Here is a 15,981-nt window from a genome sequence, read left to right on the forward strand (position 1 = left end):
TGCTACAAGCGTAGCTTTTTACTCACCATAGGATTATCGGTGCCATGCAAGAACAATACCGTCCAGAAGATATAGAGCCGCAAGTTCAGCTTCACTGGCAAGAGAAGCAAACTTTTAAAGTGACAGAAGATAACAGCAAAGAAAAATATTACTGCCTGTCCATGCTACCTTACCCTTCTGGTCGACTACACATGGGCCATGTACGCAACTACACTATCGGCGATGTTATCTCCCGCTATCAACGTATGCTTGGTAAAAACGTCCTGCAACCTATCGGTTGGGATGCGTTTGGTCTGCCTGCGGAAGGGGCTGCGGTCAAAAACAATACCGCGCCTGCTCCGTGGACCTATGCCAACATCGAATATATGAAAGGCCAATTGAAAACACTGGGCTTCGGTTACGATTGGGATCGTGAAGTCACAACCTGTACCCCAGAATATTACCGTTGGGAACAGTGGTTCTTCACCAAATTGTATGAAAAAGGCTTGGTTTATAAAAAAACCTCCGCAGTTAACTGGTGCCCTCACGATCTGACCGTTCTGGCTAATGAACAAGTGGTCGATGGCTGTTGTTGGCGTTGTGACACTAAAGTTGAACGTAAAGAAATTCCGCAATGGTTTATCAAGATCACTGATTATGCCGAAGAGTTGCTAAACGATCTGGATACTCTGGAAGAGTGGCCTGAACAGGTCAAAACCATGCAACGCAACTGGATTGGCCGTTCCGAGGGAGTAGAAATCACTTTTGATGTGGTTGATAGTCAGGAGAAGCTGACCGTTTATACTACTCGTCCTGATACGTTCCTCGGCGCCACTTATGTTGCGGTTGCCGCAGGCCATCCTCTGGCAAAACAAGCAGCAGAAAATAACCCTGAACTGGTTGCTTTCATTGATGAGTGCCGTAATACCAAAGTTGCAGAAGCAGATATGGCAACAATGGAAAAGAAAGGCATGGCAACCGGTATATTTGCTATTCATCCATTGACTCAAGAGAAAGTGGCAATCTGGGTTGCAAACTTCGTTCTGATGGAATACGGCACCGGTGCTGTCATGGCAGTTCCCGGCCACGATCAACGCGATTGGGAATTTGCGACAAAATATAACCTGCCAATGAAAGCCGTTATTCTGGACAGTGAAGGTAATGAACCAAATGTTCATGAAGCCCCGGTAACGGATAAGAATGTTCTGTTTAATTCCGGTGAATTTAGCGGCCTGAATCACGAAGCTGGTTTTAATGCCATTGCAGATAAACTGGTGGAAATGGGCGTAGGTAAACGTAAAGTCAATTATCGTCTGCGTGACTGGGGGGTTTCCCGTCAACGTTACTGGGGCGCCCCTATTCCAATGGCAACACTGGAAGATGGCACAGTTGTTCCTGTTCCAGCAGATCAACTGCCTGTTATTCTGCCGGAGGATGTCAAAATGGATGGCATCACCAGCCCAATTAAAGCTGATCCTGAGTGGGCGAAAACCACTATCAACGGCCAACCAGCACTGCGTGAAACAGATACCTTCGATACCTTTATGGAATCTTCCTGGTACTACGCTCGCTATACTTGTCCAGATTATGACAAAGGTCTGCTCGATCCAGCAGCGGCTAACTATTGGTTGCCAGTTGACCAATACATCGGTGGTATCGAACATGCCATCATGCATCTGATGTATTTCCGTTTCTTCCACAAACTGATGCGTGATGCGGGCCTGGTCAACTCCAATGAACCCGCTAAACGCCTGTTATGTCAGGGCATGGTTCTAGCCGATGCTTTTTATTACATCGGCAAAAATGGTGAAAAAATCTGGGTTTCCCCATCTGATACTATCGTTGAGCGCGATGATAAAGGCCGTATCGTTAAAGCGACGGATAAAGAAGGTCATGAGCTGGTTTATACCGGCATGAGCAAAATGTCTAAATCCAAAAATAACGGTATTGACCCACAATTGATGGTAGAAAAATATGGTGCTGATACCGTTCGCCTGTTCATGATGTTCGCTGCGCCGCCAGAACTGACGCTAGAATGGCAAGAATCCAGTGTTGAAGGGGCAAACCGCTTCCTGAAACGTGTGTGGCGCTTGGTTTATGAACACAGCAGCAAAGGTGCAACCCAACCACTGGACGTCGCAAACCTGACAGTAGAACAAAAAGATCTATTCCGTGATCTACATAAAACCATCGCTAAAGTCACAGATGATGTTGGTCGCCGCCAAGCATTCAATACTGCTATCGCTGCCGTAATGGAATTGATGAATAAACTGACCCGCGTACCACAAGAAACTGAGCAGGATCGTGCTCTGATGCAAGAAGCGCTGTTGGCGGTTGTCCGTATGCTGTCGCCAATAACTCCTCATGCTTGTTTTACTATGTGGCAAGCTCTGGGCGGTAAGGGTGACATTGATACGGCTGATTGGCCACAAGCTGATGAACAGGCAATGGTTGACGATACTAAGTTAGTCGTCATCCAAGTTAACGGTAAAGTGCGTGGTCGTGTTACTGTGCCAGCCGATGCGACTAAAGAATATGTTCATGATATGGCAGCAAAAGAGTATGGTGTGGCGAAATACCTTGAAGGCGTCACTGTTCGCAAAGTCATTTATGTACCAGGCAAACTGCTGAATCTGGTCGTCGGCTGATAAAGGAGGCAATGTGCGACATCGTATATTAACGTTGTTGCTGGGGTTAGCGGTGCTGGTCACCGCTGGCTGCGGTTTTCATCTGCGCGGCACCACTCAGGTGCCCCCGGAACTCAAAAAGCTGCAATTAACAAGCGGTGACCCATATGGGCCACTGGCCCGTTCTGTTCGTCAACAGCTTCGTCTGAATAACGTCACTATCCTTGAGGATGGTAGCGCTGATATTCCGATTTTGAAGTTAATCGGCTCTTCTGAAAATAAAGATACTGTCTCTGTTTTCCAAGATGGTAAAGCTGCTGAACGCCAATTGACACTGTATGTCGATGCGCAGGTCATTATGCCAGACGGTAGCGTATATCCGCTACGATCCAGGATTGATCGCTCTTTTTTCGACAACCCGTTAGAAGCCCTAGCGAAAGATGCTGAAAACGAGATTATCAATCAGGAAATGCGTGAACAAGCTGCTCGCCAGTTAGTTCGCCAGCTATTGACCGTTCATAGCGCAGAAAAGCAGAAAGCCAGAGAAAAACAGGCAGAACAGCAAGCTGCGCAAGCACAATGATCAAACTCTATCCCGAACAACTGATTTCGCAGCTCAATGAAGGGCTGCGAAACTGTTATCTGATATGGGGTAATGAACCCCTACTACTACAGGAAAGCCAGGATCATATCCGCAGGGCTGCTGAAAAGCACGCTTTCACTGAACATTTTACCTATACACTAGATAATCATACCGAATGGGATGAGATATTCAGTGTTTGTCAGTCATTAAGTCTGTTTGCTAGCCGCCAAACACTCACTTTGTTCCTGCCGGAAAACGGCCCTAACGCAGCAATGGCTGAACAATTGGTAAAACTGGCAGGGCTTCTTCACCCAGATATACTGCTAATACTGCGTGGTCTGAAATTGACCAAGGCTCAAGAGAACAGTAACTGGTTCAAAGAGTTAGGAAAAAACGGCGTTTATGTCAGTTGTCAGACACCCGAACAGAACCGTCTGCCGCAATGGGTTGCACAACGAGCCAAAGCCATGAAATTGACGCTGGAAGAACAGGCCAATCAACTACTGTGTTACTGTTATGAAGGAAATTTACTCGCGTTGGCTCAGGCACTTGAGCGACTCTCGCTGCTATACCCAGATGGTAAACTGACCTTACATCGTGTCGAAAATGCGGTGAATGATGCAGCTCACTTTACACCTTATCACTGGGTAGATTCGCTATTATCGGGTAAAGCAAAACGAGCCTGGCATATTCTGAAACAGTTAAAACAGGAAGATTGCGAAGCTGTTATTCTATTACGCACCGTACAGCGTGAACTGCTACTACTACTCACACTGAAACGTCAAAGTACCACAACCCCGATGAAAATACTGTTAGATCAACATCGAGTATGGCAAAACCGTCGCCCATTACTGACAAGCGCACTGCAACGTCTCACTCAACATGATTTGCAGCAAGCAATTCATTTACTTGTACAGATGGAACGCCAGATCAAACAGGATTACGGCCAGTCCATTTGGTCAGATTTAGAAACGCTTTCCATGCTGTTATGTGGAAAAACCTTACCTGAGAGCTTTCTTAATGCCTCATACCACTAACTCTACTTGCCTGAAACAACCCGTTATTCAAGCATTATTTGGTGGAACATTCGATCCCATCCATTACGGGCACTTGCAACCAGTTGAAACTCTGGCATATCAAACTGGCCTGAAACAGGTGATTTTACTACCAAATCACGTTCCCCCACACCGCCCACAGCCAGAAGCCACTGCACAACAGCGGCTTAAAATGGTACAACTGGCAGTACAGGACAACCCTCTGTTTACCGTCGATAAGCGTGAACTGGAGCGCACTACCCCCTCTTACACAATCGATACGCTAGAGTCATTCCGTCAAGAACTTGGTAATAAGCAACCACTGGCATTTATAATCGGCCAAGATGCTTTGTTATCACTGCACACTTGGCATCGTTGGCAAGAACTGCTGAGTCTCAGCCACTTGCTGGTTTGTGCTCGTCCCGGTTATCAAACCCAGTTTTCCACAACTGAAATGCAACAATGGCTTACAGAACATCGAGTCTGCGATCCAAACCAGCTTAGCAGTCAACCTAACGGTTATATCTATCTGGCAGATACACCTCTGCTGCCTATTTCAGCGACAGATATCCGTCAACGCCACCAGCAAGGGTTAAGTTGCGACGATTTACTCCCCCTTTCAGTACAAAAGTATATAGACTCACAGGGGTTATATCGCCAATAGCGAAATCTGCCTCGATTAGTCGCTTAGTTGGCTTACCCTTAAGTGACCTGACATGCTATTATTCCGCACTATTTAATCAATTGTGATAAAAAATAAGGATGAGCCTTTTGCAAGGTAAAGAACTCCAACAGTTTGTTATTGATAAGCTTGAAAATTCCAAAGCACAGGATATCGTTTCCCTGGATGTCCAAGGGAAATCCAGTATTACCGATTGCATGATTATCTGCACCGGGACCTCCAACCGCCACCTGATGTCTGTCGCAGATAATCTGGTTGATGACTGTCGTTCAAGCGGCCTGATCCCACTTGGCGTTGAAGGACAAGGCATATCTGACTGGATTGTCGTAGACCTCGGTGAAGTTATCGTACATGTCATGCAGGAAGAGAGTCGCCGCATGTATGAACTTGAAAAGCTCTGGAGCTGAGTTTGAAGCTGCAATTAATTGCTGTAGGTACAAAAATGCCGGACTGGATACAGGCCGGCTTTACAGATTATTTGCGCCGTTTCCCCAAAGACATGCCATTTGAGCTGGTAGAAATTCCGGCTGGCAAACGAGGCAAGAATGCGGACATTAAGCGCATTCTGGAAAAAGAAGGCGAACAGATGCTGGCCGCTATTGGCAAAGGCAACCGTATTGTTACCCTAGATATTCCGGGTTCCCGTTGGGAAACACCTCAACTGGCGCAACAGCTTGAACATTGGAAACGAGATGGTAGAGATGTCAGTTTATTAATAGGCGGGCCAGAAGGCCTTGCTCCAGCATGCAAAACTGCCGCAGAACAAAGCTGGTCACTGTCACCGCTGACTTTACCTCACCCTCTGGTTCGGGTTTTGGTTGCGGAAAGCCTGTACCGGGCATGGAGCATTACTACCAATCATCCCTATCATCGGGAATAATTTGGTTATTAACGGATAAAAGCGAATTCTGGCAATGGGATGAAAAATAAACGTACCCCTTTTCGTGATTATACGGCTGAATCAGCCCTATTTGCTCGCCGCGCATTGGTGGCGTTTATTATCATCCTGATACTGACTGGTATCCTAATTGCCAATCTTTACCATTTACAAATCACTCGCCACGAAGACTACCAAACTCGTTCAAACGAGAATCGTATTAAACTGGTTCCAATTGCGCCAAGCCGCGGTATCATCTATGACCGAAACGGCACACCATTGGCGCTTAATCGAACCATCTACCAGTTGGAAATCATCCCTGAAAAGGTAGAAAACCTTGAGCAAACGCTGAATGATTTACGTAACGTTATCGATCTGACTGACGAAGACATTGCCAACTTCGAAAAAGAGCGTAAACGCTCACGTCGCTTTACCTCTATTCCATTGAAAACTTCACTTGATCATATTCAAGTCGCACGCTTTGCCGTTAACCAATATCGTTTCCCTGGTTTTGAAATAAAAGGCTATCAACGCCGCTTCTATCCTTATGGTTCAGCGCTGACGCATATCATCGGCTATGTTGCTAAAATTAATGATAAAGATGTAGAACGACTAGATAAGGAAGGTATTTTACCTAACTACGCAGCTACCCATGACATCGGCAAACTGGGCATTGAACGCTACTATGAAGCTGTTTTACATGGCAAAACAGGTTATGAAGAAGTCGAAGTGAATAACCGAGGCCGGGTGATACGCCAATTACATGAACAACCACCACAGGCCGGGCAAGATATTTACCTCACTATCGATCTTGAATTGCAGATCTACATTGAGAAACTCCTCACAACCAGCCGTGCTGCGGTCGTTGTCAGTGATCCACGTAATGGGGAAATTCTGGCGCTGGTATCTAACCCAAGCTATGATCCAAACTTATTCGTAAACGGTATCTCCAATAAGAACTATCAGGAACTATTAAATAACCCTGATAGGCCGCTAATTAATCGTGCTACTCAAGGGATCTATCCTCCAGCTTCGACCGTAAAACCTTTTATTACCGTTGCGGCACTAAGCACAGGCGTTATCAATAAAAATACCACCATTTTTGATCCAGGTTGGTGGCAATTACCGGGTTCAGAAAAACGCTACCGTGACTGGAAACGTTGGGGGCACGGTAGCCTCAATGCGCATAGAGCCATCGTAGAATCGGCGGATACTTTCTTCTATCAAGTTGCCTATGATATGGGAATTGATCGTCTATCTGAATGGATGACCAAGTTCGGCTATGGTGAATACACTGGCATCGACTTAGCCGAAGAACGCACTGGTATCATGCCTACTCGTGAATGGAAACAAAGAAAATATAAAAAACCTTGGTATCAAGGAGATACCATTCCTGTCGGCATCGGCCAAGGATATTGGACAGCAACTCCCATTCAAATGGTGAAAGCGCTGATAACCTTAATTAACGATGGTAATGTAAAAACGCCACATTTGCTGCTAAGTAAGAAGCTGAAAGGTGAGATGCTCCCTTATCAACAAACAGAAAATATTCAGATTGGCGATATCCATTCAGGATACTGGGAATTGGCAAAAAGCGGTATGTACGGTGTTGCTAACCTGCCAAACGGTACCGGCCACAAGAGTTTTATCGGCGCACCTTACAAAGCAGCGGCCAAATCGGGAACAGCACAGGTCTACAGTTATGAAACCTACAATGCCAGTAAAATTGCTGAACATTTACGGGATCACAAACTGATGATTGCTTTCGCGCCTTATGAAAATCCGACAGTAGCCCTTTCCATTATTTTAGAGAATGGTGGAGCAGGTCCAACAGTGGGAACTCTTGTTCGCCAAATCCTCGACCATGTACTATTAGGGGATAACAACACAACATTGCCAAATGCTGTCCCTACACCTTCCGGAACAGAAAGTGACTGATTAACACCATGACAGAAAACCAAAAAAGGGTTCCTCTCTGGACCAGATTACATATCGACCTACCGTTACTACTGTGCATTTTGGCATTGCTGATATACAGCGCTTTTGTGATGTGGAGCGCCAGCGGTCAAGATATGGGTATGATGGAGCGCAAAATTGGTCAAATTGGCGCCGGACTGGTTGTCATGCTCATCATGGCGCAAATTCCACCAAGAGTTTATGAAAGCTGGGCGCCCCATCTCTATATTGTTTGTGTCATTTTACTGATTTTTGTCGATGCTTTCGGGCAAATAAGTAAAGGTGCGCAACGCTGGCTGGATTTAGGCATCATCCGCTTCCAACCTTCTGAGATTGCCAAGATCGCAGTACCACTGATGATCGCACGCTTTATGAACCGCGATTTATGCCCCCCATCGCTGAAAAATACCACCATCGCTTTGATGCTCATTTTTCTGCCTACTCTACTGGTCGCCGCTCAACCAGACCTGGGGACTTCAATTCTGATCGCGGCTTCCGGCCTATTCGTCCTGTTCCTTTCAGGCATGAGTTGGCGGTTGATCGGTATCGCAGCTCTATTGTTAGCCTGTTTCATCCCCATTTTGTGGTTTTTCCTGATGCATGGTTATCAGCGCGATCGCGTCATGATGCTACTTGATCCAGAAAGCGATCCACTAGGTAAGGGTTACCATATTATTCAATCAAAAATCGCGATTGGCTCCGGTGGCTTATCAGGTAAAGGCTGGCTATTAGGAACACAATCTCAATTAGAATTCCTGCCAGAACGTCATACAGATTTCATATTTGCCGTACTGTCGGAAGAACTTGGTTTAATTGGCGTATTACTGTTATTAGCATTATATATGTTATTAATTATGCGTGGACTGGTCATCGCAACCAGGGCACAAAACACTTTTGGCCGGGTTATCGTCGGCGGTCTAGTGTTAATCTTGTTTGTTTATATCTTCGTCAATATCGGCATGGTGAGTGGTATCCTGCCTGTAGTAGGCGTTCCTTTGCCATTTGTCAGTTATGGCGGCTCAGCATTAATCGTCTTAATGGCTGGTTTCGGCATTATCATGTCGATTCACACACACCGAAAATTGTTGTCTAAAAGTTTATAGAGAAGAGGTTTCAATGCGTCAACACTGGCTTATACTTGGCATGATTGCAGCCCTGCTATCCGGCTGTACTACTCCTGACAAACAAAAACCCGTCCCATTACCAGCAGTACCAACACAGGATGTTCTGGGAGCAGAGCCTCGCTACGAGCCTTATCACCCTAGCGCCAATAATGATTATCAGATGAACGGACATACTTATCATATTGTGCAAAATCCGTCTCAGTTCAGTGAAACAGGTTACGCGAGTTGGTACAGTGAAGAATCTAGCGGCAAAATGACCGCAATTGGCGAGCGTTTTAATCCTTATGCGCTGACAGCCGCCCATCCTACCCTGCCAATTCCAAGTTACGTCCGTGTGACCAACTTGAGCAATGGCCGCATGATGATTGTTAGAGTCAATGACCGTGGTCCTTATAAACCAGGGCGAATTATCGATCTCTCGAAGGCTTCTGCTGAACGCTTAAACCTGACTCAAAGTACCAAAGTTAAGGTTGATTTTATTGAGGTGGCCCAAGACGGTTCTATATCTGGTCCCGGTACCATTGGCAGCCAGATAGTTAAACAGAGTTACGCTCTACCGGGTAGACCAACGCTGACAACCAGCCCACTAGGAACACCAACAATGGAGAACGTCCCTGATCAAACTGGCAGCCAGCCTTTAACAAATCAGCCGGTGAAACAGACTCAATCATGGATGGCACAACCGGAAACTACTGAGCAATTACCCGCAATGAAACTGCAACCCCCTACACCTGTTACAAACAGTACTTCGACAGTAACAGCGCCAACAGACGCCTTAGCAAACGGTTTTATGGTGCAGGTTGGCGCGGTTAGCAGTGAGCAACGAGCAAAAGAGTGGCAACAAACGCTGGAGCAACGCTTTAATGTTCAAGGACGCGTAACTCAATATAGTAACGTTTATCGTGTACAGTTAGGGCCATTCAACAATCGCCAGCAAGCTGCCGATTTACAACAAAAACTGGCTGACCAGATACAGCAATCTTCTTTTATCGTCAGTCCTTAATCATTCTCTTACTGATATCTCACTTTGATTCAGATATCAGTAAGAGGAGTAAAAAAATGTAAACCTGAGTCTTGTCAAAATTTGGCAATGTCAGTATTTTTTTCATTTGCTATGATGTGGCTCGATATCAACCTTTTCTCACGGATGCTGTCCAACCGACCATGAAATATACAACCACTTCTCGTTTTATAAAAAGCGCTACCTTGAGTATTGCGCTGGCAATAAGTGCTTCTGCGTTTGCCGATGGAAATGATGTCAACCTGAAAACGATGATCCCAGGCGTGCCTCAGATCGATGCGGAAGCTTATATCCTTATCGACTACAATTCAGGCAAAGTGCTGGCCGAAATGAATGCAGATGCACACCGTGATCCTGCCAGTCTGACAAAAATGATGACCAGTTATGTTATTGGTCAAGCAATTAAATCAGGCAAAATCCATCCAAATGATATGGTCACCGTTGGCACTGACGCATGGGCGACAGGTAACCCAGTATTTAAAGGCTCTTCCCTGATGTTCCTCAAGCCAGGCGATCAGGTCTCGGTTTCTATGTTATCCCGCGGTATAAACTTACAATCCGGTAACGATGCCTGTGTTGCAATGGCAGATTACGTTGCTGGTAGCCAAGAGTCTTTCGTTAATTTAATGAATGGTTATGTGACATCTCTTGGATTAAAGAATACGAATTTCAAAACCGTTCATGGCCTAGATGCAGAAGGCCAATACAGCTCTGCCCGTGATATGGCGCTGATTGGCCAAGCGTTGATCCGTGATGTCCCTGAAGAGTACTCCATCTATAAAGAGAAAGAGTTTACCTACAATAATATCCGCCAGACAAACCGTAACGGCTTATTGTGGGATAAGAGCCTGAACGTCGATGGTATCAAAACCGGCCACACTAGCGCAGCGGGCTATAACCTGGTCGCTTCTGCAACGGAAGGCGATATGCGTCTGATCTCTGCGGTATTAGGCGGCCACACTTATAAAGGCCGAGAAACAGAAAGTAAGAAATTACTGACCTGGGGTTTCCGTTTCTTTGAAACTGTTGCTCCTCTGCAAGCAAACAAAGAGTTCGCTTCTGAACCAGTCTGGTTTGGCGATAACGATAGAGTTCAGTTAGGTGTTAATAAAGATGTTTACCTGACTATTCCCCGTGGTCGTCTGAAAGATCTGAAAGCCAGCTATGTCATGAATAATAGTGAGTTACATGCACCACTAGCGAAAAATCAAGTCGTAGGTACTATCAACTTTCAGCTTGATGGCAAAACTATTGAACAGCGGCCTTTAGTCGTCATGAATGAAGTAAAAGAAGGCGGTATCTTCAGCCGCTTTATCGATTACATCAAGCTACTATTTCATCATTGGTTTGGCTGATTCTTGAGATAATTAATCGATAAACAGAACCCACCAAAGCAAATCGGGCTACCGCCCGATCGCAATAAGCCCCCGCGTTTTAAAGCGGGGGAAAGTATCAAATTTTACAGAAGAAACTGACCGTATATATCGCGGAAAGCAAAAACAGGAGCGCCCCATGAAAACGAAATTAAATGAACTACTTGAGTTCCCTTGTTCATTCACTTACAAAGTGATGGGCTTGGCGGAGCCTGAGCTAGTCAATCAGGTCGTTGAGGTAGTTCAACGCCATGCGCCGGGCGATTACTCTCCACAAGTGAAACCGAGCAGCAAAGGCAACTACCACTCAGTATCGATTACCATCAATGCGACTCATATTGAACAGGTAGAAACGCTGTATGAAGAGTTAGGTAACCTTGAACTGGTACGAGTCGTGTTGTAATAGAATCCAAAAAAATCCCCTATAATTCCACAGGGGATTCTTTATCTATCAGAAATACCACCGTTTCGGACGTACTAAACTGGTGAGAACCTCTTCTGAGGGTTATACTGACCAAATCTTATAGCTATCAAATGAAGTTTCAATTGCAACATAAAACGATTTTCTTACGTCAATTAGGAATACAACCCTACGAGCCGATTTCTGATGCAATGCACTTGTTTACTGAGCAACGAGATACTAATACATCTGATGAAATCTGGCTGGTACAACATCCCAAAGTCTTTACTCAAGGACAAGCAGGTAAAGCCGAACATTTGCTATCCCTTGGCGATATTCCGATTATTCAATCCGATCGTGGTGGACAAGTCACTTATCATGGCCCTGGTCAGCAGGTTATGTATGTCATGATTGACATTAAACGTGCCAAAATTGGTGTACGGCAACTGGTTACGGCGATAGAGGATACTGTCATTAAAACTCTTGCTCACTTTGGTGTGAAAGCCCATGCCCGCCCGGATGCTCCTGGTGTCTATGTCAATGAAGCCAAAATTTGTTCCCTTGGATTACGGATACGCAAAGGTTGTTCTTTCCACGGGTTAGCCTTCAATATCGCAATGGATTTAGAACCTTTTTTGCGTATTAACCCTTGTGGCTATGCTGGCATGAAAATGATTCAACTCAGTGATTTAGTTCCTGGAATTACTGTTGAGCAAGTACAACCTATTTTGGTGGAGAAATTTTGCCAGCAGTTAGGATTTAAACTGAACAATTAAAGATGCTATAATTTTTTAACATTCTTCAAAAATTTTTTAATGGCTTATCATACAGTAGATCGAATGATAAATCTCAACCTGATGAATTTAACACTGGAACCAGCACGATTATGAGTAAACCAATTCAGATGGAACGCGGCATTAAGTACCGCGACGCAGACAAAATGGCGCTGATCCCTGTCAAAACAGTGATGACCGAACGTACAGAAATCTTGCGTAAACCTGAGTGGATGAAAATCAAACTTCCTGCGGATTCCAGCCGCATTCAAGGCATCAAATCTGCCATGCGCAAAAATGGTCTGCATTCCGTTTGTGAAGAAGCGTCTTGTCCTAACCTGGCGGAATGTTTCAATCACGGTACAGCCACCTTTATGATCCTTGGCGCAATTTGCACCCGCCGTTGCCCTTTCTGTGATGTTGCACACGGCCGCCCAATGGCGCCTGACACCAACGAACCGGTAAAACTGGCGCAAACCATTAAAGATATGGCTCTGCGCTACGTTGTCATCACCTCCGTTGACCGTGATGATCTACGTGACGGCGGCGCTCAACACTTTGCTGATTGCATCTCTGCTATTCGTGACAAAAATCCATTCATCAAAATTGAAACTTTAGTGCCTGACTTCCGTGGACGTATGGATCGTGCACTTGAAATACTGACAGCGACACCGCCCGATGTCTTTAACCATAACCTGGAAAACGTACCTCGGGTTTACCGTCAAGTGCGCCCTGGCGCAAACTATGAATGGTCACTAAAACTACTTGAGAAGTTTAAAGAAGCCCACCCTGACATTCCAACCAAATCGGGTCTGATGGTCGGTCTCGGTGAAACCAACGAAGAAATTATTGACGTTATGCGTGATCTGCGCCGCCACGGTGTTACCATGCTGACCCTGGGACAATATCTACAGCCTAGTCGTCATCATTTACCGGTACAACGCTACGTCAGCCCACAGGAATTTGATGAAATGAAAGAAGAAGCGTTAGCTATGGGGTTCACCCATGCCGCCTGTGGTCCATTTGTCCGTTCTTCTTACCATGCTGACTTGCAAGCCAAAGGTGAAGAGGTTAAATAACCCAGTTTCTTATACCCTATGGATTTCAAGCTGCATCGCGACGGCAAGGGAGCGAATCCCCGGGAGCATAGCAAACTATGTGACCGGGGTGAGCGAGTGCAGCCAACAAAGAGGCAGCTTGAAAGATGACGGGTATATTATGATTAATATTATTCTGGTTGTATTTATCGGAGGTGGCTTAGGCAGCGTATTACGCTGGTTTATCAGCCTTCGCCTTAATAATATTTCTGCTAATATCGCGATTGGCACCCTTACCGTTAACTGTATCGGTGCATTAATTATCGGACTGGGATTGGCCTACTTCAATAAATCTACACATCTCGATCCGGCTTGGAAATTGATGTTAACCACCGGTTTTTGCGGAGGGTTAACAACCTTTTCCACATTTTCTGTTGAAATTGTTTATTTATTACAGGACGGAAAACTAGGATGGGCACTGGGAACAGTTTTGCTTAATCTTTTTGGATCATTATTAATGACCACGTTAGCTTTTGTATTAATGCATAAACTTTAGATTAAAATTATCTACATATCACACAAGCCAAAAAAAACCCGTTGAAATAACGGGTTTTCGAAATACGGAGTTAAAATCAGATAGCGACAACGTTTACAGCAGATGGACCTTTAGCGCCGTCAGTGATTTCAAACTCTACTTTTTGACCTTCTGCCAAAGTTTTAAATCCGTTACTCTGAATAGCAGAGAAATGCACGAATACGTCTTTGCTACCATCTTCTGGAGTGATAAACCCGAATCCTTTAGATTCATTGAACCACTTAACGTTACCTTTAATTTTTGACATCAAACTTACCTTCAACGTGAAAATTAAGACACAAAATCTGTGTCGCATACAGTACAGCAAATAAGTTGGTTCATTGTCTACAACCAAGATCACGAAAAGCATAATAAAATACGATAGATGTTATCTTTAATTTAGTTTTACCACTAAATAATACACATATATAAATATCTATAACCCTCCCTGGTTTTTTATCACACAATTTACCCAATAAACAAATGACTAGGTTTTTTCATGTTCCAATAGCCAGCTTTTAATATTCAAGCCTCCGGTATATCCCACCAATTTACCATCATGTCCAATAACACGATGACAAGGCACAATTAATGAGATCGGATTCCGAGAATTAGCCATTCCTACCGCGCGACAATAATTAACTGAACCTAATGCTAATGAAAGTTGCTTATAACTCCACACTTCTCCAAATGGGATCTCACATAGCTGTAACCATACACGCTGCTGGAATTCAGTTCCTGCTGGGTTAAGTGGAACAGAAAACTCAGTACGCTTACCCAAAAAATATCCCCGTAACTCTTTCACGCACTGCTTAGTAATATCATTTTTTACTTCAGGCGCTGTTTTTTCATCAACAAAATATAGACTGGTCACCCCCTTATCATCCGCAGTGATATGAATATACGGTTTAGGAAATCCTTTGGGTGTATCAAAATACTGATGATACATAACCACCTCCATTGAAAAAAATATCAATCATTATAGGGATTAGAGTAAATCGTCTTTTCGACAAATTGCAATGATGAATTCAGTTGCTCCCTTACCACCGACTAGAAAACTTAAACTTGTCTAAAGGCGAAAAACCTACCAACAAACAGAGAATAACTAACATTGTAATTTTAATGATAGTCACTTGGTGTAAAATTAACACCATATATAGTATGATTGAAATAAAATTTCACTATATATAGTATAGTTCAAGTTATGGCCTTTAGTAAAATTATTACTCATGAACCAAATTTTGCCATTGCATGCCCACAAACTGACAAAGGAGTCGTTAATGAGCATTACCATTTATAGCAAACCGGACTGCGTACAATGCAGCGCAACCTATCAGGCGCTAAGCCGAAGAAACATTCCTTACCAGATTGTCGATTTGACCGAAAACCCGCAGGCTTTAGCGACTATCCGTGCTATGGGCTACCAGCAAGTTCCTGTGGTTGTCGCCGGCACACAGCATTGGTCAGGATTTCGTCCTGATAAAATCAACGCATTAACCGAGAATTTGTAGGTTTATTATGAACATAAATCCGCTGATCTATTTCTCCAGTTCGTCCTGTAATAGCCATAGATTTGTTCAGAAACTAGAGATACCAGCCCTTCGTATTCCGATAAATCAATCAGGTAGCCCATTAAATGTAACCTCTCCTTACATTTTACTGACCCCCAGTTATGGTGGCGGCAATGCTAAAGGCGCGGTTCCACCACAAGTGATTCGGTTTCTAAATATCGCCAAAAACCGAGCATTAATCCGGGGAATCATCGCCGCCGGGAATACAAACTTTGGCGAAGCTTACGGCATTGCTGGACGGATAATCTCAGAGAAATGTCGTATCCCCCTTCTATACCGTTTTGAACTGCTGGGTACTGAAGAAGATGTACAACGGGTACGCCAAGGTATTCAAAGATTCTGGCAATATGATTCATTAGAGAATACGTAA

Annotated in this window: 18 protein-coding genes; 16 read left to right on the forward strand and 2 right to left on the reverse strand. The window is 44.5% G+C overall.

Annotation, left to right across the window (positions count from 1 at the left end; all coding sequences use genetic code 11):
* Nucleotides 1-44 precede the first annotated feature (44 nt).
* From leuS to crcB, 14 genes are all read left to right on the forward strand, one after another.
* Nucleotides 45-2,627: a leucine--tRNA ligase gene (leuS, locus tag OO184_RS06145; protein ID WP_265378410.1), complete on the forward strand. Its 2,583-nt coding sequence runs from the start codon at nt 45-47 to the stop codon at nt 2,625-2,627.
* A gap of 13 nt (nt 2,628-2,640) precedes the next feature.
* The gene (gene lptE / locus OO184_RS06150) at nt 2,641-3,189 is read left to right on the forward strand and encodes an LPS assembly lipoprotein LptE (RefSeq protein WP_132346589.1); all 549 of its coding nucleotides are present in this window, start codon (nt 2,641-2,643) and stop codon (nt 3,187-3,189) included.
* Nucleotides 3,186-4,226 carry a DNA polymerase III subunit delta gene (gene holA, locus OO184_RS06155; RefSeq protein ID WP_265378411.1) on the forward strand — a complete coding sequence of 347 codons (1,041 nt, stop codon included), beginning with the start codon at nt 3,186-3,188 and terminating at the stop codon, nt 4,224-4,226. The genes lptE and holA overlap by 4 nt, the downstream gene beginning before the upstream one ends.
* Nucleotides 4,210-4,887, forward strand: coding sequence for a nicotinate-nucleotide adenylyltransferase (gene nadD / locus OO184_RS06160; protein WP_265378412.1), 678 nt, complete (start codon nt 4,210-4,212; stop codon nt 4,885-4,887). Before holA ends, nadD begins: the two co-directional genes overlap by 17 nt.
* Before the next feature lie 98 nt (nt 4,888-4,985).
* Entirely contained in the window at nt 4,986-5,312 is a 327-nt protein-coding gene (gene rsfS, locus OO184_RS06165) for a ribosome silencing factor (protein WP_265378413.1), read from the forward strand.
* 2 nt (nt 5,313-5,314) lie between these two features.
* Entirely contained in the window at nt 5,315-5,785 is a 471-nt protein-coding gene (gene rlmH / locus OO184_RS06170) for a 23S rRNA (pseudouridine(1915)-N(3))-methyltransferase RlmH (protein WP_265378414.1), read from the forward strand.
* Between the two features lie 39 nt (nt 5,786-5,824).
* Nucleotides 5,825-7,720: a peptidoglycan DD-transpeptidase MrdA gene (mrdA, locus tag OO184_RS06175; RefSeq protein WP_265378415.1), complete on the forward strand. Its 1,896-nt coding sequence runs from the start codon at nt 5,825-5,827 to the stop codon at nt 7,718-7,720.
* A gap of 8 nt (nt 7,721-7,728) precedes the next feature.
* Nucleotides 7,729-8,841 (forward strand): peptidoglycan glycosyltransferase MrdB, encoded by a 1,113-nt coding sequence (gene mrdB, locus OO184_RS06180; RefSeq protein WP_049583638.1) that lies wholly within the window; start codon nt 7,729-7,731, stop codon nt 8,839-8,841.
* A 13-nt stretch (nt 8,842-8,854) separates the two neighbouring features.
* The gene (gene rlpA / locus OO184_RS06185) at nt 8,855-9,865 is read left to right on the forward strand and encodes an endolytic peptidoglycan transglycosylase RlpA (RefSeq protein ID WP_265378416.1); all 1,011 of its coding nucleotides are present in this window, start codon (nt 8,855-8,857) and stop codon (nt 9,863-9,865) included.
* A 161-nt stretch (nt 9,866-10,026) separates the two neighbouring features.
* Nucleotides 10,027-11,238 (forward strand): D-alanyl-D-alanine carboxypeptidase DacA, encoded by a 1,212-nt coding sequence (gene dacA / locus OO184_RS06190; RefSeq protein ID WP_265378417.1) that lies wholly within the window; start codon nt 10,027-10,029, stop codon nt 11,236-11,238.
* Nucleotides 11,239-11,395: 157 nt separating this feature from the next.
* Complete coding sequence (gene ybeD, locus OO184_RS06195) at nt 11,396-11,659, forward strand: DUF493 family protein YbeD (protein WP_011145617.1); 264 nt, start codon at nt 11,396-11,398, stop codon at nt 11,657-11,659.
* Between the two features lie 131 nt (nt 11,660-11,790).
* Nucleotides 11,791-12,432, forward strand: coding sequence for a lipoyl(octanoyl) transferase LipB (lipB, locus tag OO184_RS06200; RefSeq protein WP_049583639.1), 642 nt, complete (start codon nt 11,791-11,793; stop codon nt 12,430-12,432).
* Nucleotides 12,433-12,542: 110 nt separating this feature from the next.
* Nucleotides 12,543-13,508 carry a lipoyl synthase gene (lipA, locus tag OO184_RS06205; RefSeq protein WP_265378418.1) on the forward strand — a complete coding sequence of 322 codons (966 nt, stop codon included), beginning with the start codon at nt 12,543-12,545 and terminating at the stop codon, nt 13,506-13,508.
* A gap of 139 nt (nt 13,509-13,647) precedes the next feature.
* A complete protein-coding gene (gene crcB / locus OO184_RS06210) occupies nt 13,648-14,022 on the forward strand; it encodes a fluoride efflux transporter CrcB (protein ID WP_265378436.1) in 375 nt (124 codons plus the stop codon).
* Between the two features lie 76 nt (nt 14,023-14,098).
* On the opposite strand, the gene cspE is transcribed toward crcB, so the two are convergent.
* Entirely contained in the window at nt 14,099-14,308 is a 210-nt protein-coding gene (gene cspE / locus OO184_RS06215; RefSeq protein WP_021323071.1) for a transcription antiterminator/RNA stability regulator CspE, read from the reverse strand.
* A 219-nt stretch (nt 14,309-14,527) separates the two neighbouring features.
* Nucleotides 14,528-14,989 (reverse strand): methylated-DNA--[protein]-cysteine S-methyltransferase, encoded by a 462-nt coding sequence (locus OO184_RS06220; protein WP_265378419.1) that lies wholly within the window; start codon nt 14,987-14,989, stop codon nt 14,528-14,530.
* Between the two features lie 331 nt (nt 14,990-15,320).
* On the opposite strand from OO184_RS06220, the gene nrdH reads away from it, so the two are divergent.
* Together nrdH and nrdI are read left to right on the forward strand one after the other, a co-directional pair.
* Entirely contained in the window at nt 15,321-15,551 is a 231-nt protein-coding gene (gene nrdH / locus OO184_RS06225) for a glutaredoxin-like protein NrdH (protein ID WP_265378420.1), read from the forward strand.
* Nucleotides 15,552-15,564: 13 nt separating this feature from the next.
* Nucleotides 15,565-15,981 carry a class Ib ribonucleoside-diphosphate reductase assembly flavoprotein NrdI gene (gene nrdI / locus OO184_RS06230; protein WP_265378437.1) on the forward strand — a complete coding sequence of 139 codons (417 nt, stop codon included), beginning with the start codon at nt 15,565-15,567 and terminating at the stop codon, nt 15,979-15,981.

It is taken from the genome of Photorhabdus aballayi, from assembly GCF_026153155.1.
GTDB classification, from domain to species: domain Bacteria; phylum Pseudomonadota; class Gammaproteobacteria; order Enterobacterales; family Enterobacteriaceae; genus Photorhabdus; species Photorhabdus luminescens.

Bases quoted from the DNA above. Each gene is read 5' to 3' on its own strand.
- leuS (WP_265378410.1), top strand. From the start codon at position 45: ATGCAAGAACAATACCGTCCAGAAGATATAGAGCCGCAAGTTCAGCTT.
- holA (WP_265378411.1), top strand. From the start codon at position 3,186: ATGATCAAACTCTATCCCGAACAACTGATTTCGCAGCTCAATGAAGGG.
- nadD (WP_265378412.1), top strand. From the start codon at position 4,210: ATGCCTCATACCACTAACTCTACTTGCCTGAAACAACCCGTTATTCAA.
- rsfS (WP_265378413.1), top strand. From the start codon at position 4,986: ATGAGCCTTTTGCAAGGTAAAGAACTCCAACAGTTTGTTATTGATAAG.
- mrdA (WP_265378415.1), top strand. From the start codon at position 5,825: ATGAAAAATAAACGTACCCCTTTTCGTGATTATACGGCTGAATCAGCC.
- mrdB (WP_049583638.1), top strand. From the start codon at position 7,729: ATGACAGAAAACCAAAAAAGGGTTCCTCTCTGGACCAGATTACATATC.
- rlpA (WP_265378416.1), top strand. From the start codon at position 8,855: ATGCGTCAACACTGGCTTATACTTGGCATGATTGCAGCCCTGCTATCC.
- dacA (WP_265378417.1), top strand. From the start codon at position 10,027: ATGAAATATACAACCACTTCTCGTTTTATAAAAAGCGCTACCTTGAGT.
- ybeD (WP_011145617.1), top strand. From the start codon at position 11,396: ATGAAAACGAAATTAAATGAACTACTTGAGTTCCCTTGTTCATTCACT.
- lipB (WP_049583639.1), top strand. From the start codon at position 11,791: ATGAAGTTTCAATTGCAACATAAAACGATTTTCTTACGTCAATTAGGA.
- lipA (WP_265378418.1), top strand. From the start codon at position 12,543: ATGAGTAAACCAATTCAGATGGAACGCGGCATTAAGTACCGCGACGCA.
- crcB (WP_265378436.1), top strand. From the start codon at position 13,648: ATGATTAATATTATTCTGGTTGTATTTATCGGAGGTGGCTTAGGCAGC.
- cspE (WP_021323071.1), bottom strand. From the start codon at position 14,308: ATGTCAAAAATTAAAGGTAACGTTAAGTGGTTCAATGAATCTAAAGGA.
- OO184_RS06220 (WP_265378419.1), bottom strand. From the start codon at position 14,989: ATGTATCATCAGTATTTTGATACACCCAAAGGATTTCCTAAACCGTAT.
- nrdH (WP_265378420.1), top strand. From the start codon at position 15,321: ATGAGCATTACCATTTATAGCAAACCGGACTGCGTACAATGCAGCGCA.